We start from the raw sequence: 23,357 nt of genomic DNA on the forward strand, positions 1-23,357 counted from the left end.
GTGCCGCCGGAGACGGGCCGCAGGATGCGCGTGATGCCGAGCACGATGTACTGCGTCGACAGCGTCGCGATGATCGGATGGACGTTGAAGCGGGTGATCGCCATGCCGTTGATCAGCCCGATGAGTGCCGCCAGCACGAAGACCGCCGGGATCAGCACGATCGCCGGCTGGTCGAGCGCCAGCACCGCGGTGGTGAAGCTGATGACCGAGCCGACCGACAGGTCGAGCCCGCCGATGAGCACGACGACGAGCTGTCCTATCGCCGCGATGATCAGCGGCATCGCCTGGGCAACCAGGTTGAAGAGGTTCTCGGCCGTGGCGAACTGCGTCGTCTCGACGGTCAGCCACAGCGAAATGAGCAAGGCGACCAGCAGTGGCAGGCCCCACAGGCCTTGCCGCGTGTTCCGGCCACTCAGGATGTTGAAAAGCGAACGATGCATGGAGGCCCCTAATGCTGGCGCGCGGAGCCGCCCGTCAGGGCCGCGTCGAGGATCTTGTGTTCTGTCGCCTGCGCTGCCGGCATTTCGGCAACGATGGTGTCGTCATGGACGACGTAGATGCGGTCGCAGAGCCCGATCAATTCGATCGTCTCGCGCGACAGCACCAGCACGGCGCCGCCCTTGGCGGTAAAGTCGCGCAGCAGGTGGTAGATCTCGGACTTGGCGCCGATGTCGACGCCGCGGGTCGGCTCCTCGACCAGCAGAAGATCGAGATCGGGAGCCAGGTAGCGGCCGAGCAGAACCTTTTGCTGGTTGCCGCCGGACAGGGAGCCGACCGGCGCGGACGGCCCTGCCGCCTTTATGTTCATGACCTCCATCATGCGAGCGATCACGTTTCGATACGGCCGCGCCGGCGCGAGCTCGGATCGCCTCGAATGCAATCCGATGGCGATGTTGTGGGCGATTGGCAAAGCGAGGAAGAGCCCCTCTTCCTTGCGGTCCTCGGGAACGAAGCCGACCCTCAGCTGCTGCAAATGGCGAACGCCTGATGATGGCGGGAGCGGCATTTTCAGCGCTTTGCCGTTGACGGAAATCGTCCCGGCGGAGGGATGATAGCGGCCGATCAGCGATCTCAGGAAGCGCTGCTGGCCCTGTCCCTCCAGGCCGGCCAGGGCGACGATCTCGCCCTTGTGCAATGTCAGCGACAGCGGCCGCGATGTCTCGGTGATCCTCAGGTTCTCGACGCGCAGGATCTCGTCGCCTTTGTTATCAGTACGATCGGGAAAAAGGTCCTGAAGCTCGCGTCCGACCATCATGGTGATGAGGTCGTCGGTGGTGATCTCGGACACCATTCTGGTGCCGACCAGTGCGCCGTCCTTCAGCACCGTCACCGTGTCGCACAGCTCGAAGATCTCCTCCATGCGATGCGAGATGTAGACGACAGCCTTCCCCTTATCGCGCAGCCGGCGGATGTTGCGGTTGAGCACATCGACATCGGTCGCGTTGAGCGCCGCCGTCGGTTCATCGAGGATGAGCACGCCGGCGTCGGCCTGGATGCAATGCGCGATCTCGACGAATTGCCGCTCGGCTATGGTCAGGTTTGAAACGAGTTGCGACGGGTCGAGCGTGAGGCCGAGTTCGCCAAGCGCCTTGGCGGTCTGGCTGCTCATCACCCGATAATCGATCGAGCCGAACCGGGTCGTCGGCTCCCGGCCCAGAAACATGTTTTCGGCGATCGACAGATTGGGCAGCAGCGAATGCTCCTGGAAAACGGTCGAAATGCCGGCATCGAGTGCGGCTCGCGGCGATTTCAGATCGAGCTTCTCGCCGTTCATGAAGATCTCGCCGGAATCGGGCTGATGCACGCCCGCCAGGATCTTCATCAACGTCGATTTGCCGGCGCCGTTCTCGCCCATCAGGGCGTGGACGCTGCCCGCCTTGAGATCGAGGGAAACGGAATGGAGCGCCTTGCTCCCTCCGAACGCCTTCGAAATGTGGGACATCTCGATAAGATTGGTCACGAAACCCTCGAACGAACCGGATTCGACAGATGGAATGGCCTGCGGGGAATGCTTGTCCACTCCCCGCCAGCCACGGCGCCGTCACTTCTTGCCGTAATATTCCTTGAGCTTGTCTTCTGGCAGTTCGCTCGGCCACCAGACATTGGCGGTGAGGTCGTCGCGATAGTATTTTTTGGCCTTGTCCTGGTCCCATCCGTCGGGATTATAGACATAGCGTTTGTAGAGCTGATTGCCTTCCAGAAGGGCAACGGCGGCGCGCACGCCGGCCGCACCTTGGGCGGGGCTGTATTCCGGCGAGATCGACTTGAACCCGTCCGTGATCCACTGGCCGAAATAGCCATTGTTGCCCTCGCCCGAAATCGGCGGAACGGGCGTGCCAAACTGCTTGAAGACATCGACGCAGGCGCGCGTCATGTCAGCGCCGGACGACCAGATGCCGTCAACCTGTGGGTTGTTCAGATAAAGCGTCTCGCACAGCTTCTTGGCCTTGTCGTACTGCCAGTCACCATGCTCCTCGGCGATGATCTGCACATGGGTGCCTTTAAGTGATTTCAGTAAGCCGTTGTAGCGGTTGGTGTCTTCCGGATGGCCGGCCAGGCCACGCAGGACCCAGATCTTGCCGTTGTCGCCGACGGTCTTGACCAGCCAGTCGCCCATCACCTTGCCGAAATGCTCGGCGCCGCCCTGGATTTCGGTGGTGTAGGCGTCGGAATCGATGCGGCCGGTGTGAAGGATGACCGGGATGCCGGCGGCGACCGCCTTGGCGATGCTGGCATTGGCCGATGTGCTGGTCACCGGCTGAACGATGATCGCGTCGACATGCTGCGCGATCAGGTCCTCGATGTCGGCCACCTGCTTTTTCTGGTCGAAGCCGGCATCGAGCAGGATGAATTTCGAGATGCGCTTGTCCTTGGCCGCGGCGTTCTCCGCCTCATGCGCCACCTGTACTGTCCAGGTGTTGGCGTTGACGCCGAAGTCGCTCATGCCGATGACCCAGGGCGGGTCCTTCTTGAACGCACCGGCCGCGGTCATGCGCGTGTCGTCGGGGCGCGGCGCCACGCCGTCCATCAGCTTGATGTCTTCCGCATGCGCCAGCGACGTCACGGCAAGCGTGGACGCAACGAGCATCCCCAAGCCGACGGTTTTCAGCAATCCTAACATTAAACTCTCCTCCTTGTGGTTGCCCCGGCCTACGAATTCGTATGGCCGGCCGTACGAATGCGTACGGCCATGAGACGCTCTCCCAATGCATGCTCGTTGTCGCAAACCGACCGATGCACGCAATTCTCCCGCCCCCGAACACATGCGTGCCGAAGCCCAATTCCTGCTGGACGATGATGACGGTCGAGAACTCCTCCGGGCACTTTAGAAGCACAGCGGATTCGCCCTGTCAATAGTTAGTCATGTTGAATGACTATTCCCTTGCTTGCCTTTCATCGCTCCTCTATCCATCATGATTGGCGCTCGCCGGCTTCGGCGCGCTGTCAGTCCCGGCGGGAAAAACATGCGATCAGTCTTGTGCTACGGCGACTCCAACACGCACGGCCAGATCCCCGGCAGGGGGCCGCTCGAGCGTTATGGGCCGGGTGAACGCTGGCCGGGCATATTGCGTTCTCAGCTAGGCCCCGACTGGTATGTCATCGAGGAAGGATTGAGCGGCCGCACCACCGTCCACGACGACCCGATCGAGGGCGCCCACAAAAACGGCAGAACCTATCTTCGCCCCTGCCTGCAGAGCCATGCGACGCTCGACCTCGTCATCATCATGCTCGGCACTAACGATTTGAAGATCCGCTTCAACAAGCCGCCGTCGGAAGTGGCGATGGGGATCGGCTGCCTCGTCTACGACATCAAGGAGCTGGCGCCTGGGCCAGGCGGCTCGACGCCCGAGATCATGATCGTGGCGCCGCCGCCGATGCAGGACGACGTCAAGGAATGGAAGTCCATCTTCGCCGGTGCGCCGGAGAAATCGCGCCTGCTCGCGCTCGAGTTCGAGGTTCTAGCGGACTCGCTCGAACTCCACTTTTTCGATGCCGGCTCGGTGGTCTCGTGCAGCGAAGCGGACGGCTTTCACATCGATGCCGAGGCGCACAGATTGCTGGGCACCGCACTTGCCCGCGCGGTCGATGCCATCGGCTGGAGCCGCTCGACATGAGCAACACTACAGCCACCGGGCAACGAGCTCTAACCGACGGGGCGACCCTTGCCTGACATGAGGTTCGCACCACCCAATCCCTTGCGCATCGCCGATCGTGCGAGCGGGCTGAATGCATTGAGCGTGCGCAGCTACAATGAGCGGCTGGTGCTGTCGCTGCTGCTTCAGAACGAGGGCATTTCGCGGATGGAAATCGGCGAAAAGACCGGCCTGTCGGCGCAGACGGCCTCGGTCATCGTCCGCTCGCTCGAACAGGAAGGCCTGGTCTCGCAGGGCGAGGCGCAGCGCGGCCGCGTCGGTCCGCCCACCATCCCGCTTTCGCTCAACCCGGAGGGCGCCTATGCGGTTGGCGTCGGCTTCAGCCGCCGCAGGATCGACATCGCACTCATCGATTTCATCGGCACCGTGCGCTTCCACACGCAATTGCCGGCGGATGAAGCCAATCCCTTTCCCCAAAGCAGCGATCTGTTCGGCGCGATCAGGCAAGCCATGACCAGCCTGCCGGTCGAGGCGCGCAGCCGGGTTGCCGGCATCGGCCTGGCCGTTCCCGACGATGTCGACACGATGGCTGCAACCCGCAACGGATCGAGCACCTCGCTGAAAGCCTTGCAGGGGGAGATCGAGGAACAGATCAAGCTGCCGGTTTTCGTGCAGAACGACATCACCGCGGCGGCCGGCGGCGAGAGCATGTTCGGCGTCGCCAAGCCGCTCAACGACTATTTGTTCTTCTATCTGGGAGCACGGCTGCAGAGCAGGCTCATCCTCAACCACCAGATCTACAAGGGAAACTCCAGCGCCAGCTTCGATCATGGCCTTGTGCGCCTGGAGAGCGAACTGACCAAGCGCCGGCGCCCGTCCGAAATCATCTGGAGCAGCAGCCCCGAGTGGCCTGACCTTGGCGAGGCCTACAGCGAATGGCTAGGGGAATGCTCCAACCGCCTGAAAGCCTCTATTTCCGCACTGACCCAGTTTGTCGAATTCAGGACGGTCGTCCTGTCCAGCTACGCGCCGCAGAAGATCGCCAAGGCCTTGTGCGCCGACATCGGCCGGGAATTCCCCGGCATCGAAGCGCTGCCCGCGCGGGTCAGCATCAGCCCGAAGGCCGTCGGCGCGGCAAGCCTGCCATTCAGTTCGCGCTTCATGATCCAGTGATCGAGCCGAACCGGCGTTGCCGGTCGGCCGATTACGGGCTCTCTGCAGGTCCATCGATGATTTTCAAATGACAAGGCGATTCCGCTTGCCAGGACGCCTCACTTAATAGCATGTTAAGTGAACCCTGAGATCGCCATGAAAATCGCTGCGGATCACGCACTCAACGACAATGCCGCAACCAGCGCCGAAGCGCGCCGCTCGACGGTATTGGGCGATCGCATCAAGGCCTATCGCACCACGCGGCGCCTGACGCTGCGCCAGCTCGGCGACATGATCGGCACCACCGCCAGCTTCCTGAGCCAGCTCGAGCGCGGCCTTTCGGGTGCCAACACCAGCACGCTGATGCTGATCGCCAACGCGCTCGGCATCAGCCTCGCCGATCTTTTCGACGAACGCGAGGTGTCGCCGCACGCGGTGCTGACACGCGCCGAGCGGCCGGCGCTGCCGACCAGCGAGGGCTACCGCAAGACGCTGCTGTCGCGCCGGCCGATCCGCGAGATGGAAGTCTATTGCGGCGAGTTCGCCGTCGGCGGCTCCACCGGCGACGTGCCCTACACGCATGGCAACGCGAGCGAGATGTTCCTCGTGCTGCGCGGACGCGTGCAACTGACGCTCGGCGACGAGAGCTTCACCCTCGAAGAGGGGGACAGCATCGAATATTCGACCTCGACGCCGCACCGGACGATCAATGTCGGCGATGCGGTGGCCGAAGTGCTGTGGATCATCGCACCGCCGACAAGCGGCGCCGTCGACCTCGACCAATATGTATCCCGGAAAACGCTCGCGCCCGGTCTGCCAAAATCAAACAGCGAGCCATCGGAGGGTTAGAAAATGGGAAGCAGATCAAGATTGGCCGGGTTTTTCGGCGCCGCCGCACTGGCATTGCTTGCGGCCGCCGCTCACGCGCAGAACGCGCCGCCGGCCGGGACCGTGGTGGACGGGTCGCTGAAGGGCAAGACGCTGACCTTCGTCTCGTATGGCGGCATCTACCAGGACGGCCAGGTTGCCGCGCTTAAGGAATTCGTCGACAAGAGCGGCGTCAAGCTTTTGAACGACGGACCGACCGAAATCGCCAAGCTTCAGGCGCAGGTCGAATCAGGCAATGTGACCTGGGATGTCGTCGACACGGATGATTTTCCGCCCTTCGTGCATTGCGGAAAACTGTTCCAAAAACTCGATCTGACCAAGCTCGACATCTCGCACATCCCGCCCGGACAGGTCGGCGAGTGCAGCGTGCCGGCGATGAATTACGCATGGTCCTGATGTACAAGAACGACACGTACAAGGACAATCCGCCAAAGGACTGGAAGGATTTCTTCGACACCGCGAAATTCCCCGGCACCCGCGCCATCGACGGCAGCGGCAGCCCGCTCGGCGGCCTGATCGAACAGGCCATCCTGGCCGACGGCGGCAAGGTCGACGCCATGACGCCTGCCGATATCGACAAGGGCATCGCCAAGATCACGGCGATCGGCCCCGACACGATCTTCTGGAAGACCGGCGCAGAATCCCAGCAGCTTGCCGAATCCGGCGAGGCCGACATGATCATCATGTGGACCGGCCGCGCCATGACGGCGGTCAAGAATGGCGCTGCCTATACGCCGGTGTGGAAGGACTGGCTGGTCGTCATGGATCAGCTGACCATCCCGGTCGGCGCCAAGGACCCCGATGCCTCCTACGCGCTGATCAACGCCTATCTCGGCAAGAAGTCGCAGGAGATCCTGACCGAGCAGACCTCCTACTCGCCGATCAACAACGAGGCACAGCCAAAGGTCGACACGTCCGTCGCCGCCTTCCTGACCAACACGCCAGACCACGCCAAGCTCGGCTATCAGCAGAACATCAAGTTCTGGGTCGCCAACTTCGCCGCTGCGTCCGACAAGTGGACGGCGCTGATGGCCGGCAACTGAGCCGGCTACCACTGAGGTGACGGCGTGAGCCAGACATCGCATACGCCGACGGCCGGGGGTGATCATCCCCGGCCGTCAGGTGCCGTGCAGGGGCCGCAGCGGCGCCTGCGCCTTGCGGCCTATCCGTCGCTGCTGGCGATGCCGGCCCTGCTCCTGCTTATCGCGGCTATGGGCTATCCCTTGCTGACCGTCACGCTGCGCAGTTTTTCGGACCCGGCCTGGGGCCTGCAGAACTACGTCTGGTTCTTCTCCACGCCGGTGAACGTCACCGTCCTGTGGCGCACCTTTTCCATCGCCGCCTGGGTCACCATCGTCTGCGTCATCGCCGCCTATCCCTACGCCTATCTCATGACGGCGGTCGGGCCGCGCCTGCGGCTGGTCCTCATCCTGTGCGTGCTGGTGCCGTTCTGGGTCAGCGGCGTGGTGCGCACCCTGGCCTGGGTCATCCTTTTGCAGGATTCCGGCATCATCAATTCGGTCATCAGGCTGCTCGGCTTTGACGGTGTGAAGCTGATCCGCACGCAGACCGGAGTCGTCATCGGCATGGCGCAGGTGCTGCTGCCGTTCATGATCCTGCCGCTCTATTCGGTCATGCGCGGCATCGATTTGCGCCTCGTGCAGGCGGCGCGCAGCCTCGGCGCGCGGCCCGCACGTGCCTTCCTGCAGATCTATCTGCCGCTGTCGCTGCCCGGCGTCTTTGCCGGCGCCATCATCGTCTTCATCCTGTCGCTCGGCTTCTACATCACACCGGCCCTGCTCGGCAGCACCATGCTGTCGACGCTGGTGCAGAGCCAGGTGCTCAGCCTGCTCAACTGGGGCCGCGGCGGGGCCATGGGCGGCGTGCTGCTGGTCGCGACCTTCGTGCTTCTGGCACTCGCCGCCCCGCTGATGCGCCAGCGCCACAAGCAGGCGTCCAGATCATGAGACAAACGCCGTTCCGCATTCTGCTCGGCCTGTTCTGCCTGCTGGTCGCCGTCTGGCTGGTCATGCCGACGCTGGTCATCATCCCGATGTCGTTCAACGAGAAGAAGTCGCTTGCCTTCCCGCCGTCCGGCTTCTCCTGGCAGTGGTACGCGAATTTCTTCACCAATCCCGATTGGCTGTCGAGCTTCTTCAATTCGCTGAGGGTCGCGGGCCTCGTCGCCGTTGCCGCCACGCTGATCGGCACGCTGGCGTCGCTTGGCCTCAGCCGCATGAAACATTCCGGCGCCGGCCTGCTGCGCGCTATCCTGATCACGCCGATGATCGTGCCCGGCGTGGTGCTGGCGATCGGCATCTATGCCGTTTACCTCGACTACCAGCTTGTCGGCACCACCACCGGCTTCGTCATCGCGCACACGATGCTGGCGATCCCCTTCGTCATCATCGCCGTATCGGCAAGCCTCGAAGTCTTCGACGTGCGGCTGGAAACGGCGGCGGCCAGCCTCGGCGCCAACCGCTTCACCACATTCCGCACCGTGACCTTGCCGCTGATCGCGCCCGGTATCCTGTCCGGGCTTTTGTTTGCCTTCGTCACCTCCTTCGATGAAATCATCGTCGCGCTGTTCATCACCAGTCCCTACCTCAAGACCTTGCCGGTGCAGATCTTCACCAGCATCACCCGCGACGCCGACCCGACGGTGACGGCCGTCGGAACCATCATCTTCATTGCCACGACGCTGATCATCAGCGCCGGGCTGATCATCAGCTCGAAATCGACGAGGAGTTGAGATGACTGCGAGGGAACGTGGCGCGGCCATCGACATCAAGGGCGCAACCAAGCGTTACGGCAATTTCACCGCGCTCGACGATGTCAGCCTGCATATCGAGCCGGGCGAGTTCATGACGCTGCTGGGGCCCAGCGGCTCCGGCAAGACGACCACGCTCAACGTCGTTGCGGGCTTCACCGACCTCACCGCAGGCGATCTTGCCGTCGGCGGCAAGAGCATCGTCGCCCTGCCGGCGCACAAGCGCAACATCGGCGTCGTCTTCCAGCACTACGCGCTGTTTCCGCACATGACGGTCGGCAAGAACGTCGCCTATCCCCTCACCTTGCGCGGCATGGACAAGCAGGCGCGCGACCGTCTCGTCGTACGAGCACTGGACATGGTCAAGATGGCCGATTTCGCGCATCGCTATCCCTCCGAACTTTCCGGCGGCCAGCAGCAGCGCGTGGCGCTGGCGCGTGCCATCGTCTTCGATCCGCCGCTGCTGTTGATGGACGAACCGCTCGGCGCGCTCGACAAGAAACTGCGCGAATGGCTGCAGCTGGAGATCAAGCGGATCCACCGCGAACTCGGCACCACCTTCGTCTATGTGACGCACGACCAGGAAGAAGCGCTGGTGCTCTCCGACCGCATCGCTGTGTTCAATCAGGGCCGCATCGAACAGGTCGGAACCGGCCGCCAGCTCTACGACGAGCCGACGACCTTGTTCGTGGCGAAGTTCATCGGCGAATCGACCAGTTTGCGCGGCGAGGCCCAGGCGTCCGGAGACCAGACCAGCCTGACGATCGCCGGCCAGAAGATCGTGGCCTACGGCAAGCTCGCCGGCGGCCGCAAACCGGTGGTCCTGCTGCGGCCGGAGAAGCTGTCGCTTGCCGGCACCAACACGCCTCCCGCCGCCGGGCAGAACAGCCTCACTGGTGAGGTCAGCGAAGCGATCTATCTGGGGTCGGGTTCGAAATACCAGGTGACGCTTCGCGACGGCTCGGTCGCCATCGTGCGCTCGTCGCTGGAAGCCACACCGTTCTCGATTGGTGACACGGTCGATCTGCGCTGGTCCGTCGTCGATGCAAAACTTCTTGCCGACGACGACCGCGCCGACATGACGATGACCTGACCGCTTTTCCCCGCAGGGTTTTTAGACATGGACGCCAAAGTCAACGGCAACGTCTCGTTCTGGTATGCCGACATCGGTCTGCCGGCCTACCGCGCGCCGCTTCCAGGTGATCTCGAAGCCGATGTCTGCATCGTCGGCGCCGGCTACACCGGCTTGTGGACGGCTTATTATCTGAAGAAGGCCGATCCTTCGATCCGCATCGCCATCGTCGAGAGGGAGTTCGCCGGCTTCGGCGCGTCGGGCCGAAATGGCGGCTGGCTGTCCGGCGGCTTCAGCTGGTCGCGCGAAAAATATCTGCAGACCTCGACGCGCGGCGCCGTCATCGACATGGAAACCGCCATGCATGGCACGGTCGACGAAGTGATCGCGGTGACCGAGACCGAAGGCATCGATGCCGACATCCGCCGGGTCGACAATCTGACGGTCGCCACCAACCCGCCGCAGCTCGAACGGATCAAGGCCGCCTATGCCGATGCGATCGGCTGGAGCGTGCCGAGCGAGCGTGTCAGCCTGATCGGTCAGGAAGAGGCCAGAGCCCGCATCAACATCAGAAATGTGCTTGGCGGCTATATCCACCACGGCACCGCGCGCGTGCAGCCGGCCAAGCTGGTGCGCGGCCTGTCCGAAGCCGTCGAACGCATTGGCGTGCCGATCTACGAGCAGACCACCGTGACCGGCATCGAGAAGGGCAAGGTCACGACGAGCCGCGGCACCGTGCGCGCGCCAATCATCATCCGTGCCACGGAAGGGTTCACGGCCGGCATACCAGGCAATGAGCGGCTCTGGCTGCCGCTCAACAGCGCGCAGATCATCACCGAGCCGCTGCCGCAATCGCTATGGGACGAGATCGGCTGGGAGGGCCATGAGCTTCTCGGCGACGCCGCGCACGCCTATTGCTATGCACAGCGCACCAGGGAAGGCCGCATCACCATGGGCGGACGCGGCGTGCCCTACCGCTACGGCTCGCAGACCGACGTGCGCGGCCAGACGCAGCAGGCGACGATCGAAAGCCTGCACGCGATCCTCATCCGCCTTCTGCCACAGACAGCCAAGCTTCGCATCGACCACGCCTGGTGCGGCGTGCTGGGCGTGCCTCGCGACTGGTGCACGACGGCCGGTCTCGACCCTGAGACCGGCATCGGCTGGGCCGGCGGCTATGTCGGGCTCGGCGTATCCAGTTCCAACCTGTCGGGCCGCACGCTGCGCGACCTCATCCTGCGGCGCGACACCGAACTGACCCGACTGCCCTGGGTCAACCGCCAGGTCAGCAAGTGGGAGCCCGAGCCGATGCGCTGGCTCGGAGTCCACTCAATGTATCAACTCTATCGCGTCGCCGACGAACGCGAGGAGGCCGGCCTCCAGCACACGTCGAAACTCGCCGCGATCGCCGACCGCATCACCGGGCATTGAGCCTCGGAGCGACTCCAAAACTTTCTGCTTTTTCAGTGCCTGCCCGGAGACTGCCATGACCGATTTCCAGACCTTCGCCCATCTCGCCTCGATCGATCTCGGCGAGCCCGAGCCCAAGCCGACCTCGATCAGCGGCAATCAGTTCGAAGCAGCGAAGACGCTGTGGACCTCGCCCGACGGCACGCTGGAAGTCGGCGTCTGGGAGTGCACGCCGGGCCGCTTCACCGCATCGCGCGACAGCAATTCCGAAACGTGCCACATCGTGTCAGGCCGGGCCTCGCTGCATGGTCCCGATGGCCGCAGCAAGGACGTCGGCGCCGGAGAGATGCTGGTGCTGCCGAAAGGCTGGAAAGGCGAATGGACGATCCACGAGAAGACGCGCAAGCTCTATATCCTGCACTTCGAGGCGTGAGCCGACGTCCGCTTTGGCCGAAGCCTCCCCAACTTCGTCATCCTAGGGCGAAGCAGGAGCGAAGCTCCGTCGCGGAGACCCTGGGATCCATTCCGTGACAGCCATCGAGGAATGCAGCGGAACAGAATTCTGCACCGCTGCAGCGCTTTGAGGTCGCGGCATGTATCCCTTGGGCTGCGGAGCAGCTCCAAGGGTCTGCGCCGCGTCGCTACGCTCCTTGCTCCGCCCGTGGATGACGAAGCGATGGGCGCTACTCGTCGTCCAAACCGCCGGCCGTCGGCTTGCCTTCTATCGCCTGCCGCAAGGCGTCGTTGATGCGGTCCTGCCAGCCCGGCCCATCCTCCTGGAAGTGGTCCAGCACGGCGCGGTCGATCCGGATCGAAACAAGCTCCCTGGCGCCTGGAGCGGCCGGCGGCTCGCGCACCGGAGCGGCCGGCTTCTTCACCGGTTTGAAAGCCGCCTCGGCGGCCTCCATCGGATTTGTCGGTCGGCGCGGGGGATTTGCCATTGGGATGACCCTGACTGAGACGATTCGTGCGCAGCACGCTTGCGCCACCATAGCCCAACCAGCGCCGTCGCGCAGGCCCATTTGGTTGGGACAATCACTCGGCTGCTTGAAGACTCTGCGCCTCGATGATGACCCTGATCTCGGCGCGGCAGGAGCCGCAATTCGTGCCGGCATGCAGGGCAGCGCCGATTGCCGCGACGCTGCCGCAGCCGCGGCGCACCGCTTCGACGATCTGGTTGGCGCCGACGCCGAAACAGGAGCAGACAATGGCGCCGCGATCGACGTCGACCCCGCCCGGCCGTCCGGCCACGATCGCCAGCCTTCCGCGCCGGTCGACATGATCGGCACTTAACTGTTCCGCCGCCCAGCCGCGCGACACGGCGACCGGGCCGGGCGCGACGAACAAGGCGCCTGACAGTTGATCGCCGTCGAAGGCGGCGATGCGATGCTGGCCGGCGTCGCAGTCATGATAGGCGAGCATTTCCGCACCCGGTGACGCGCCGAACAGTGACCCGGCAAAGCCGGCCCAGTCGATGTCGTCTTCGGCAAAGGCAAGCTCGACCCGCCAGCCGCGCTTGCATTTGGCCACGGCCCAATAGGCCGCGGCATCGGGCGACGGCCTATGCCGCGTCACCGCAAAGCCGAAGGCTTTTGCGGCGAATTTCTCGATGCGGGCGGCGACATGTTTCAGCGCCGGCTGGCCGGAAATGGGATCGGTCAGCGGCGCGGTCAGCGTGTCGAGCCGGCCCTTTGCCGAGAACTGATCGGTCCAGTGCATCGGCGCAAACAGGCTGCCCTGGCGCTGGCGTATCGTCACCAGCGCGCGGACCAGCACGTCACCGCGCGGGCTGGAAACGCGCACGATGTCGGCGTCACCGATGCCGAAGCGCTGCGCATCCACCGGGTGGATCTCGACAAAGGGCTCGGCGATGTGCTGCGAAAGCCGCGGGCTTTTGCCGGTCCGCGTCATGGTGTGCCAATGGTCGCGGATACGGCCGGTGTTGAGGATCAGCGGATAGTCGGGACTGGTGCGGACTTCCGTGGTCGGGCGGATGGCGATGAAGCGCGCCTTGCGATCGGGTGTGTAGAAATTGCCGTCGGCGAAGAAGCGAACCTGGAGCCCAGTCGTGCCGACCCCTTCTGGCCTGCCGGCCATCTCCCCCTCGAGGGGGGAGACTAGCAGCTTTGTCACCGGCGCTTCTTCCGCAGCGTTGGCGATTGGCGAAAGCCGAGCGGCAGGCTGATCTCCCCCCTTGAGGGGGAGATGGCCGGCAGGCCAGAAGGGGTCGGCACGACCGGGCGCCGGCCACTGGAACGGCTCAAGCGTTGCGTAGGTCTCGCCATCAACTCCGCCGTAGACGCCAATATCGAAATCCCGCGCACCATCATTCTCGAACCCCGACAGCGCGGCATGCTCGGCAAAAACCTCCCCTGGCGACGCATACGAAAACGCCCCGCCAAACCCCATCCGCTTGCCCACCTCGGCGACAATCCACCAGTCGGGCCTTGCCTCGCCGGGCAGCTCCAAAAACGCGCGCTGGCGCGACACACGGCGTTCGGAATTGGTGACGGTGCCATCCTTCTCGCCCCAGGCGGCGGCGGGCAGCCGGACATGGGCATGGCGGACGGTGTCGGTCCGGGCCAGCACGTCCGACACCACGACGAAGGGGCACGCCTTGATCGCCGCTTCGACGGCATCGGCGTCCGGCATCGAATCGACCGGGTTGGTGGCCATGATCCACAGCGCCTTGATGCGCCCGTCAGCCAGCGCCTGGAACATCTCGACTGCCTTCAGGCCCGGCTTTTGCGCGATATCAGGCGCGCTCCAGAAGCGCTGCACGCGGTCGCGATGGTCGGGGTTTTCGATCTCCATATGGGCGGCGAGCATATTGGCCATGCCGCCGACCTCGCGGCCGCCCATGGCGTTGGGCTGGCCCGTCACCGAAAACGGCCCTGCTCCGGGTTTGCCGATGCGGCCGGTGGCGAGATGGCAGTTGATGATTGCGTTGACCTTGTCGGTGCCGGATGACGACTGGTTCACACCCTGGCTGTAAACCGTCACCGTTTTCGCCGTCGCCGCAAACAGGCTGTAGAAACGGCCAAGCTCGTCCTCGCTCAGGCCGGTGGCGGCGGCGACGCCGGCCAGGTCGAGCGCGGAGGCCGCGAAAAGCGCTTGCCCGAAGCCGGTCGTGTGCGTCGTGATGTAGGCGCGGTCGAGCGCATTGTGCTGGCCGAGATAAGCGAGCAGGCCCGTGAACAAAGCGACGTCGCCATCGGGCGCGATCGCCAGATGCATGTCGGCGATGTCAGCGGTCATGGTGCGACGCGGGTCGACCAGGACGATCTTCACCTCCGGCCGCTTTTCCCGGGCAGCCGCGATGCGCTGGTAGAGCACCGGATGGCACCAGGCGAGGTTGGAGCCGACCAGCACGATCAGGTCGGCCAGCTCCAGATCCTCATAGGTTCCCGGCACGGTGTCGGAGCCGAAAGCGCGGCGGTGGCCGGCGACCGAGGAGGCCATGCACAGGCGCGAATTGGTGTCGATGTTGGCCGAGCCGACAAAACCCTTCATCAGTTTGTTGGCGACATAATAGTCCTCGGTCAGCAACTGGCCGGAGACATAGAAGGCGACCGCATCGGGCCCATGCTCGGCGATGGTCTGCGAGAAGGTCGAAGCGACCAGGTCGAGCGCCTCGTCCCAGCCGGCGCGGCGGCCATGGATCTCCGGATGAAGCAGCCTGCCGTCGAGGTCGATGGTCTCGGCCAGTGCCGAGCCCTTGGAGCAGAGCCGGCCGAAATTGGCCGGGTGGTCGGGGTCGCCACGCACGGACACCTGCCCGTCCGCGGCGACCTTCGCCAGCACGCCGCAGCCCACCCCGCAATAGGGGCAGGTGGTCCTCACCTCGCGCGCTTCGTCGATCTCCATTGGTCAGGCCGCGCGGCTGGCCAGCGCTTCCAGCGCAATGAACAGATGCTCGCCTTCGACCCGCACCGGAATGGTGCGCACCGCGCCCTCGTCGGCGCCGAGCGCCTTGCCCGTCTCCAGCGAAATCACCCAATTGTGTAAGGGACAGGTCACCGACGTCCCGTGCACGATGCCCTGGCTGAGCGGCCCGCCTCTGTGCGGGCAATGGTCGTCGATGGCGTAGACCTGATCGTCGGCGGTGCGGAAGACGGCGATCTTGCCTTCCGGGGTGGCGACGCAGCGCGCGCCGCGGCGGGGGATGTCGGCGATGGAGCCGATGGCGATCCAGTTCATGATTGTCACTCCGCCGCCTGCGCAAACCCGACAGAGGCCATCGGCCGGAATTCGTGCTTGTCCTTGCCGGAAACGCGTTCCGACCACGGATCGACCTGGGCGAATTTCTGGCTGAAGACGAAGCGGTCGTAATAAGCCTTGCGCTTCTCGCCATCGTCCATGATCTGACGCTTGATCTCGGGGATGCCGATGCGTTTGGCCCATTTGTAGATGCGCTCGAGATAGCGACCCTGCTCGCGATACATCTGCGTCAGCGCCACGATATGCTCCAGCGCCTCATCCTCGGTCTTGACCAGGCCGAGCACCTCGGTGCCCTTGATGTCGAGCCCGGCCGCCCCGGCAAAATGGATTTCGTAGCCGGAGTCGACGCAGATGACGCCAACATCCTTGCAGGTCGCTTCGGCGCAGTTGCGCGGACAGCCCGACACGGCCATCTTGACCTTGGCCGGCGTCCACGAGCCCCACATGAATTTTTCGATGCGGACGCCGAAGCCCGTCGAATCCTGCGTGCCGAAGCGGCACCAGTCCGAGCCGACGCAGGTCTTCACCGTGCGCAACCCCTTGGCATAGGCGTGGCCGGAGACGAAGCCGGCCTGGCCGAGATCGGCCCATACCGCCGGCAGGTCTTCCTTGCGGATGCCGAGCATGTCGATGCGCTGGCCGCCGGTGACCTTGACCATCGGGATTTCGAACTTGTCGACGACGTCGGCGATGGCGCGCAGCTCTGCCGCGTTGGTGACGCCGCCCCACATGCGCGGCACCACCGAATAGGTGCCGTCCTTCTGGATGTTGGCGTGTACGCGCTCGTTGATGAAGCGCGACTGGTAGTCGTCGGCGTAGTCGTCCGGCCAGTCGCAGACGAGATAATAGTTGAGCGCCGGCCGGCATTTGGCGCAGCCGCAGGAGGTCGTCCACTCCAGTTCCTGCATGACGGCGGGAATGGTCTTCAGGCCCTTGGCGATGATCAGCCGGCGCACCTCGTCATGGCCGAGCGTCGTGCAGCCGCACATCGGCTGCACCGCCGCCGGATTGTATTTGTCGCCGATGGTCAGCACCATCAGCTTCTCGACCAGCCCGGTGCAGGAGCCGCAGGAGGCTGACGCCTTGGTGTGGGCGCGCACGTCGTCGAGCGAGGTCAGGCCCTTCCCCGTAATCGCGCCAGTGATCTTTCCCTTGCAAACGCCGTTGCAGCCGCAGATTTCCGCATCATCCGGCAAGGCTGCAACGGCCGCCATAGGGTCCAGCGGGGCACCCCCCTGGTAGGACTGGCCGAAGATGAGCGTGTCGCGCATTTCGGAAATATCGGTCTGCTTCTTCTTGAGGTCGTTGAACCAGGCTCCATCAGCCGTCTCGCCATAGAGCACAGTACCGATGATGCGGTCGTCCTTCAGGACAAGGCGCTTGTAGACGCCGGCGGCCGCATCGCGCAGCACGATCTCCTGGCGGTCCTCGCCCTCGGCGAAGTCGCCGAGCGAGAACAGGTCGATGCCGGTGACCTTGAGCTTGGTCGGCGTGTCCATATGGACGAAGGCCGCCGCTTCGTTGCCGGCAAGCTGGCTGGCTGTAACGCGCGCCATCTCGTAGAGCGGCGCGACGAGGCCATAGACCTGGCCGTTGACCTCGGCACATTCGCCGAGCGCGTAAATGTCGGGATCGTTGCTGCGCATTCCGGCGTCGACGACGATGCCCCTGTTGACTGCGATGCCGGCCTGTTTCGCTAGCGCCGAATTCGGCCTGATGCCGACGGCCATCACCACAAGCGTTGCTGGGATAATGGTGCCGTCAGCAAGCTCCACCTGCCCGACCTTGCCGTTGCCTGTGATCGCCTGTGTGTTAGCCTTGGTGATCACCTTGATGCCGCGCTGCTCCACGGCACGCTGCAGCAGATAGCCGGCCGCGGGATCGAGCTGGCGCTCCATCAGCGTCGGCATGACATGCAGCACGGTGACGTCCATGCCTTGCGCGTTCAGCCCTGCTGCCGCCTCCAGCCCGAGCAGGCCGCCGCCGATGACCACCGCCTTGGCCCGCGACTGGGCGGCGAGCATCATCGCCTGCACATCGTCGAGGTCGCGATAGGTCAGCACGCCCGGCAGATCATGGCCCGGCACCGGAATGATGAACGGCACCGAGCCGGTGGCGATGACGAGCTTGTCGTAGGGTTCGGTGACGCCATGATCCGACGTGACGGTCTTCGCTGACCGGTCGATGGTGACGATCTTGTGGCCCTTGTAGAGGGTGATGTTGTTGGCGATGTACCAGCCGTCGCCGTGGATGATGATCTCCTCATAGGCTTTCTCGCCCGACAGAACCGGCGACAGCATGATGCGGTCGTAATTGACGCGCGGCTCGGCGTTGAAGATGGTGACGGTGTAGCGGCCCGGCGCCTGTTCCAGCAGGTGCTCGAGCATGCGCCCGGGGGCCATGCCATTGCCGATGATGACAAGTCTTTCGCTCATGGTGCTACTCCGCGGCTTCGACGAAGCGGTGGCGTTCGTAGAGGAACTTCAGCACCGCCTCGCGGCAGCGCAGGAAGGTCCGGTCGGAAGAGAGTTCGACGCGCCGGCGCGGCCGCGCCAGCGGCACGGGAAGCACTTCGCCGATGGTTGCCGCCGGGCCATTGGTCATCATGACGATGCGGTCGGAAAGCAGCACCGCCTCGTCGACATCGTGGGTGATCATGATCGTCGTCGAGCCGAGCCTGGAGTGGATGTCCATCACCGCGTCCTGCAGATGGGCGCGCGTCAGCGCATCGAGCGCGCCGAACGGCTCGTCGAGCAGCAGGATCTTCGGCTCCATGGCCAGCGCCCGGGCGATGCCGACGCGCTGCTTCATGCCGCCCGATATTTCTGCCGGGCGTTTATCCTTGGCATGCGCCATCTGCACGAGGTCAAGATTGCGCATGATCCAGTCATGCCGCTCGGCCTTGCTCTTCGAACGACCGAAGACCTTCGACACCGCCAGATTGATGTTTTCGTAGACGGTCAGCCACGGCAAAAGGCTGTGGTTCTGGAACACCACGGCGCGTTCCGGTCCTGGGCTGTCGACCTCCTTGTCCTCGAGCAGCACGGCGCCGGCGGACACCTTGGTCAGCCCGGCGATCAGATTGAGCAAGGTCGACTTGCCACAGCCGGAATGGCCGATGATGGAGACGAATTCGCCGTTGTCGATGGTCAGCCTGATGTCCTTCAACACCTCGCTGACCTGGGCACCACGCGTGAAGGATTTGTCGATATGGTCGAGCTTCAGATAGGCCGTCATCGCCCCTCTCCTCACTTTGCCGTTGTGCCGCGGGTGACGAAGGCGCCGACCGCCGCGACCAGACGGTCGAGGCAGAAGCCGGTGACGCCGATATAGGCGAGCGCGACGATGATGTCGGGCAGCCGCGACGAGTTCCACGCGTCCCAGATGAAGAAGCCGATGCCGACGCCGCCGGTCAGCATTTCGGCGGCGACGATGGCAAGCCAGGACAGGCCGATGCCGATCCTCAGGCCGGTAAAGATGTAAGGCGCGGCGGCCGGCACCATGATCTTCACGAAGAACTCGAACTGGTTGAGCCGCAGGATGCGCGAGACGTTGCGATAATCCTCTGGGATGTTACGCACGCCAACCGCAGTGTTGATGATGATTGGCCAGATCGACGTGATGAAGATGACGAAGATCGCCGACGGGCTGGAATCGCGGAACGCCGCCAGCGACAGCGGCAGCCAGGCCAGCGGCGGCACCGTGCGCAGGATCTGGAACACTGGGTCGAGGCCGCGCATCGCCCAGATCGACTGGCCGACCAGCGCGCCGAGCGCGACGCCGACCACCGCCGCCAGGCCGAAGCCGATGGCAACACGCTGCAGCGAGATCAGCACGCGCCATGCCAGACCGATATCCTGCGGGCCATTGTCGAAGAACGGATGCGCGATCAAATCGTAGGCCTCGTTCCACACCTGGGTCGGCGGCGGCAGGCTTGATGTCGGCGACGAACAGGCGATCTGCCAGACGACCAGCATCAGCGCGATCACGATGATGGGCGGCACCAGCGCGCTTGCCAGTTTGCCGGCGATGGCTAGCGGCTCGAAGCGACGCCGTGCCTTGGCAGTGAAGGCGATGACCTCCGCCGGCTTGGCAGGAAAGGCCTTCACCTTGGTGTCCTCGATAGTCTGGATCGACATGTCTGGGGAAAACTCCGTGGGGCAGATAATTCGAGCGACAAACGGCGCAATGCGCCGTTTGCGCAGGGGTTCAGGCCGATGCCTTGATCTTCAGGCTATCGAGATAGGCGGACGGGTTGGCCGGATCGAAGATCTTGCCGTCGAAGAAGGTCTCGACGCCGCGCGACGACGACGCCGGAACGTCGGCAGCCGCAACGCCGAGATCCTTGGCCGCCTCGCGCCACAGATCCTCGCGGTTGACCTGATCGACCAGCGCCTTGATGTCGGTGGTCGGCGCGAACTTGCCCCAACGGATGTTCTCGGCGAGGAACCACGTATCGTGGCTCTTGAACGGATAGGAGACGCCGCCCTTCCAGAACTTCATGGAAAGATCGGTGCCGTTGGCGACGCGGCCATTGCCGTAGTTGATGTCGCCCTTGAGGCGGCCGATGATGTCGGCGACGGGCACGTTCATCCATTGCCGCTTGCCGATGATGGCGGCCATCTCGTCCTTGTTGTCGCTGGCCTCGCACCATTGCTGGGCTTCCATGACGGCCATCAGGATCGCCTTGGTGGCGTTCGGGTTTTTCTCGATGAATTCGGCACGCAGGCCGAGCGCCTTTTCCGGATGGCCCTTCCACAATTCGCCCGTCGTGGCGGCGGTGAAGCCGACGCCCTGATGGACGAGCTGCTCGTTCCACGGCTCGCCGACGCAGAACACGTCCATGTTGCCGACCTTCATGTTGGCCACCATCTGCGGCGGCGGCACGACGATGGTCGAGACGTCTTTGTCGGGATCGATGCCACCGGCCGCCAGCCAGTAGCGCAGCCACAAATCATGCGTGCCGCCCGGGAAGGTCATGGCGGCCTTGATTTCCTTGCCAGCCGCTTTCTTGGCGGCAAAAGCGTCTTTCAGCTTCGAGGCGTCGAGACCGACACCGGTGCCGGCATATTCCTGGGCGACCGAAATGCCTTGGCAGTCGTAGTTGAGCCGCGCCACGATCGCCATCGGCATCGGCTGGTTGTTCTGCGTCACCTTGCCCGTGTGCATGAGGTAAGGCAGCGGCGTCAGGATATGGGCGCCGTCGATGCCGTTGGCCGCGCCGCCGAGCATCAGATTGTCGCGTGTCGCACCCCAGGAGGCCTGCTTGAGCACCTCGACATCGGGCATGCCGAACTTGGCGAACAGCCCCTTCTCCTTGGCGATCATCAGCGGTGCCGCATCGGTGAGGGCAATGAAGCCGAGCTTGGCCCCGGTGACCTCCGGAGTGGCGGTCGCAGCATAGGCGCCGGAAGGGAAGAGCTTGCGGGCCGCCACGAACAGGCCGGCCGTCATCGCGCTGCTGACGAGAAAATCGCGGCGCGTCATGTCCTTGAGGGTCGTTCCAGTCCTGATCCGTTTCGTCATCGTCGTCTCCGGTTGGGCGCGGCTTGGGATCCGCGTCGTCGATTGCGTGTTGATCAAAACAAAAAAGCCGCCAGCCAGGTCTTCGCGTCCGGGTGACCGGGAGCGCGCATTAACCTGAGCGGCAGCTTTGCCTGTGGCGCCCGTCGTTGGACGCCTGTTCCGTGACCCGCGAAGGGCCTGTCTATTTCAAAGCAGGAACCGTGCCAGTTTTGAGAGAGGTGAAAAAGATCAATTAAATCAGCAACCCGCGCCGATCGCGGACGCACCGGGTCGTATAGCCGGAAGGCCAAAGATTGTTCATTCGGGCAATCGCGCGCACAATTTTTGTGCAATGCACAAGAATGACGCGGAAATGATCAGGCTTCCGCGCGAGCCGATTTCTGGCCGGTAATGTACGCGTCGACCTCGTCCGGATCGAAGATCTGGCCGTCGAAGAAACCGTCCGGACCGAGCACAAGGCCGGCGCCTGTCGCGCCGACTGCGGTGGCAACTTGGAGCGCACCCTCGACTTTCGAATTGGCGCCGGGAAGCGCCACACCAAGCGGCTTCAGAGCCGAACGGTAGAGGTCGGGCCGGTAGCAGTTGCGGGCGATGGCAAGGTTTTCCGGCGTGTGCGCCACGTGCCCCCAGCGCACCATCTGCGTGTAGAACCACAGCGCATGGCTCTTCCATGGAAAGTTCGCTGCCTTGTCGAACGGGAGGAAGAAGTCGTCGATGGTCCGCTCCGCGCCGCCGCCCAGTCGGAGATGACCGGTCAGGATCGGCATCTGCACGGCCGGCGGCAGGCCGAGAAAGCCGGCCTGCGCCATCACAGCTGCCAATTCGCCACGGTTGGCCGGATCCTGGCACCAGCGCGCCGAGTGATGCAGCGCACGCAGCAGCGCCGCCAGTGCCTCGGGGTTTTCGTCTGCCCACGCCTTGCGCACGCCGATCACCTTCTCCGGGCTGTTACGCCATATCCGCGCCTTGACGGTGACGATATGCCCGGTGCCGGCGGCAACCGCAGCACTGTTCCAAGGTTCGCCTGCGCAGTACCCGTCGATGCGGCCGGTGGCCAGCGCATCCGCCATGAAGGGCGGCGGCACGATGACGATCTCGATTTCGCGCCCCGGATCGATGCCGCAGGCGGCGAGCCAGTAGCGGAGTTCGTAATTGTGCCCGGAATGCGGATGCACCACGGCGAAGCGCAGCGGGTCGCCACCGGCCGCAGCGCGCTCGCGAATGAGCGCGCGCAACGCCGCACCGGCGCGCGCCGGATCAAGATCGGCTTCGGCGCCGTGCGCCACCATTCCGGCCCAGACGGTGTTGGAGACGGTGACGCAATTGCCGCCGAGCCCGAGCGAGAACGGCACGATGGTTTCCGAAGCGAGTGGCGTCAGCCCGAGATTGCAGGCGAGCGGCATCGGTCCCAGCATATGCGCGAGATGAAAGTGACCGATGGCGATGCGGTCGCGGATGTTGGCCCAGGACGTCTCGCGGTGTAGGGTGAGGTCGATGCCTTCTCGTGCGGCAAAGCCAAGCTCCCCGGCCGCGACCAGCACGGCGCTGTCGAAAAGCGGCATGAAACCGGCGGTGATCTGGTGCGCGGCGCCCATGCTCATTCATCCTCCGCCGGTCCGAGCAGCCCGGCGGCAGTCACCAGGCTCTGGGCGATGTCGCCGATCTTGCGGTTCTGGTTCATCGCCGTCTTGCGCAGCAGCGTGTAGGCGGCCTCTTCGGAGAGGCCGCGCGACTTCATCAGGATGCCCTTGGCGCGGTCGATCACCTTGCGGCTCTCGAGTTCGCCGCGAACCTCTTCCAGTTCGCGCGCCATGCGCGAAAAAGCGTTGAAACGGCTGACCGCCATGTCGAGGATCGGCTTGACGCGCTCTTGCCGCAGACCGTCGACGACATAGGCCGAAACACCGGCATCGACCGCCGCCTCGATCGAGGCCTGGTCGGAGCGGTCGACGAACATGGCGATCGGCCGTTTCACGGCGCGCGACAGCTGGAACATGTTTTCCAGCATGTCCCGGTTCGGATTCTCGAGATCGATGACGATGACGTCGGGCTCGACCTCGGCGATCCGCCGCGCAATGCCGGTCACGTCATGAATGACGGTGACTCGCTCATGGCCGGCCTCGCGCAACCCCGCCTCGATGATCGCGGCGCGGATGCGGTTTTCATCGATCACCAGGACGGCGAGTGCGGTTCGAACCATGCCTGCATTGTGACCAAGCGAAGG

19 protein-coding genes and 2 pseudogenes are annotated in these 23,357 nt (G+C 64.2%); 9 read left to right on the top strand and 12 right to left on the bottom strand.

The window, feature by feature from the left end; genetic code table 11:
* The 3 genes and pseudogenes from EN749_RS05685 to EN749_RS05695 all read right to left on the bottom strand — a co-directional run.
* A pseudogene (locus EN749_RS05685) lies at positions 1-440 on the bottom strand (ABC transporter permease); the annotation flags it as partial.
* Positions 441-448: 8 nt separating this feature from the next.
* On the bottom strand, positions 449-1,960 hold the full coding sequence (locus tag EN749_RS05690; RefSeq protein ID WP_128362717.1) for a sugar ABC transporter ATP-binding protein: 1,512 nt from the start codon (positions 1,958-1,960) through the stop codon (positions 449-451).
* A gap of 81 nt (positions 1,961-2,041) precedes the next feature.
* Positions 2,042-3,121, bottom strand: coding sequence for a substrate-binding domain-containing protein (locus tag EN749_RS05695; RefSeq protein WP_128362718.1), 1,080 nt, complete (start codon positions 3,119-3,121; stop codon positions 2,042-2,044).
* A gap of 343 nt (positions 3,122-3,464) precedes the next feature.
* On the opposite strand from EN749_RS05695, the gene EN749_RS05700 reads away from it, so the two are divergent.
* The 9 genes and pseudogenes from EN749_RS05700 to EN749_RS05740 all read left to right on the top strand — a co-directional run bounded on the left by EN749_RS05700 (position 3,465) and on the right by EN749_RS05740 (position 11,819).
* Positions 3,465-4,115 carry an SGNH/GDSL hydrolase family protein gene (locus EN749_RS05700; RefSeq protein ID WP_023809404.1) on the top strand — a complete coding sequence of 217 codons (651 nt, stop codon included), beginning with the start codon at positions 3,465-3,467 and terminating at the stop codon, positions 4,113-4,115.
* Between the two features lie 57 nt (positions 4,116-4,172).
* The gene (locus EN749_RS05705; protein WP_127326628.1) at positions 4,173-5,267 is read left to right on the top strand and encodes an ROK family transcriptional regulator; all 1,095 of its coding nucleotides are present in this window, start codon (positions 4,173-4,175) and stop codon (positions 5,265-5,267) included.
* Between the two features lie 135 nt (positions 5,268-5,402).
* Positions 5,403-6,095 (top strand): XRE family transcriptional regulator, encoded by a 693-nt coding sequence (locus EN749_RS05710; protein WP_127396173.1) that lies wholly within the window; start codon positions 5,403-5,405, stop codon positions 6,093-6,095.
* Between the two features lie 3 nt (positions 6,096-6,098).
* Positions 6,099-7,177 (top strand): annotated as a pseudogene (locus tag EN749_RS05715) (extracellular solute-binding protein).
* Between the two features lie 24 nt (positions 7,178-7,201).
* Positions 7,202-8,101 carry an ABC transporter permease gene (locus EN749_RS05720; RefSeq protein WP_128362719.1) on the top strand — a complete coding sequence of 300 codons (900 nt, stop codon included), beginning with the start codon at positions 7,202-7,204 and terminating at the stop codon, positions 8,099-8,101.
* Complete coding sequence (locus EN749_RS05725; RefSeq protein WP_023809409.1) at positions 8,098-8,886, top strand: ABC transporter permease; 789 nt, start codon at positions 8,098-8,100, stop codon at positions 8,884-8,886. Before EN749_RS05720 ends, EN749_RS05725 begins: the two co-directional genes overlap by 4 nt.
* A 1-nt stretch (position 8,887) precedes the next feature.
* Positions 8,888-9,997 (top strand): ABC transporter ATP-binding protein, encoded by a 1,110-nt coding sequence (locus EN749_RS05730; protein ID WP_127267128.1) that lies wholly within the window; start codon positions 8,888-8,890, stop codon positions 9,995-9,997.
* Positions 9,998-10,024: 27 nt separating this feature from the next.
* Complete coding sequence (locus EN749_RS05735) at positions 10,025-11,407, top strand: FAD-binding oxidoreductase (RefSeq protein WP_127326488.1); 1,383 nt, start codon at positions 10,025-10,027, stop codon at positions 11,405-11,407.
* Between the two features lie 55 nt (positions 11,408-11,462).
* Complete coding sequence (locus EN749_RS05740; protein ID WP_127397290.1) at positions 11,463-11,819, top strand: cupin domain-containing protein; 357 nt, start codon at positions 11,463-11,465, stop codon at positions 11,817-11,819.
* Positions 11,820-12,069: 250 nt separating this feature from the next.
* Here EN749_RS05740 and EN749_RS05745 read toward each other — a convergent pair whose 3' ends face one another.
* From EN749_RS05745 to EN749_RS05785, 9 genes are all read right to left on the bottom strand, one after another.
* Entirely contained in the window at positions 12,070-12,327 is a 258-nt protein-coding gene (locus tag EN749_RS05745) for a BrnA antitoxin family protein (protein ID WP_128288766.1), read from the bottom strand.
* Between the two features lie 94 nt (positions 12,328-12,421).
* Positions 12,422-15,253, bottom strand: a complete 2,832-nt coding sequence (locus tag EN749_RS05750; protein ID WP_128362720.1) for a nitrate reductase — start codon at positions 15,251-15,253, stop codon at positions 12,422-12,424.
* Positions 15,254-15,256: 3 nt separating this feature from the next.
* Complete coding sequence (gene nirD, locus EN749_RS05755; protein ID WP_127398695.1) at positions 15,257-15,586, bottom strand: nitrite reductase small subunit NirD; 330 nt, start codon at positions 15,584-15,586, stop codon at positions 15,257-15,259.
* A 5-nt stretch (positions 15,587-15,591) separates the two neighbouring features.
* Complete coding sequence (nirB, locus tag EN749_RS05760; protein ID WP_128362721.1) at positions 15,592-18,042, bottom strand: nitrite reductase large subunit NirB; 2,451 nt, start codon at positions 18,040-18,042, stop codon at positions 15,592-15,594.
* A 4-nt stretch (positions 18,043-18,046) separates the two neighbouring features.
* The gene (locus EN749_RS05765) at positions 18,047-18,844 is read right to left on the bottom strand and encodes an ABC transporter ATP-binding protein (protein WP_127396612.1); all 798 of its coding nucleotides are present in this window, start codon (positions 18,842-18,844) and stop codon (positions 18,047-18,049) included.
* 11 nt (positions 18,845-18,855) lie between these two features.
* Positions 18,856-19,746 carry a nitrate ABC transporter permease gene (ntrB, locus tag EN749_RS05770; protein WP_127326483.1) on the bottom strand — a complete coding sequence of 297 codons (891 nt, stop codon included), beginning with the start codon at positions 19,744-19,746 and terminating at the stop codon, positions 18,856-18,858.
* A gap of 70 nt (positions 19,747-19,816) precedes the next feature.
* The gene (locus EN749_RS05775) at positions 19,817-21,133 is read right to left on the bottom strand and encodes a CmpA/NrtA family ABC transporter substrate-binding protein (protein WP_127396611.1); all 1,317 of its coding nucleotides are present in this window, start codon (positions 21,131-21,133) and stop codon (positions 19,817-19,819) included.
* 356 nt (positions 21,134-21,489) lie between these two features.
* Positions 21,490-22,728 (bottom strand): CmpA/NrtA family ABC transporter substrate-binding protein, encoded by a 1,239-nt coding sequence (locus tag EN749_RS05780; RefSeq protein ID WP_164873963.1) that lies wholly within the window; start codon positions 22,726-22,728, stop codon positions 21,490-21,492.
* Positions 22,729-22,730: 2 nt separating this feature from the next.
* Entirely contained in the window at positions 22,731-23,333 is a 603-nt protein-coding gene (locus EN749_RS05785) for an ANTAR domain-containing response regulator (RefSeq protein WP_127809688.1), read from the bottom strand.
* Positions 23,334-23,357 lie beyond the last annotated feature (24 nt).

Origin of the sequence: Mesorhizobium sp. M7A.F.Ca.ET.027.02.1.1 (genome assembly GCF_004022985.1) — a bacterium.
Classification (GTDB): Bacteria; Pseudomonadota; Alphaproteobacteria; order Rhizobiales; family Rhizobiaceae; genus Mesorhizobium.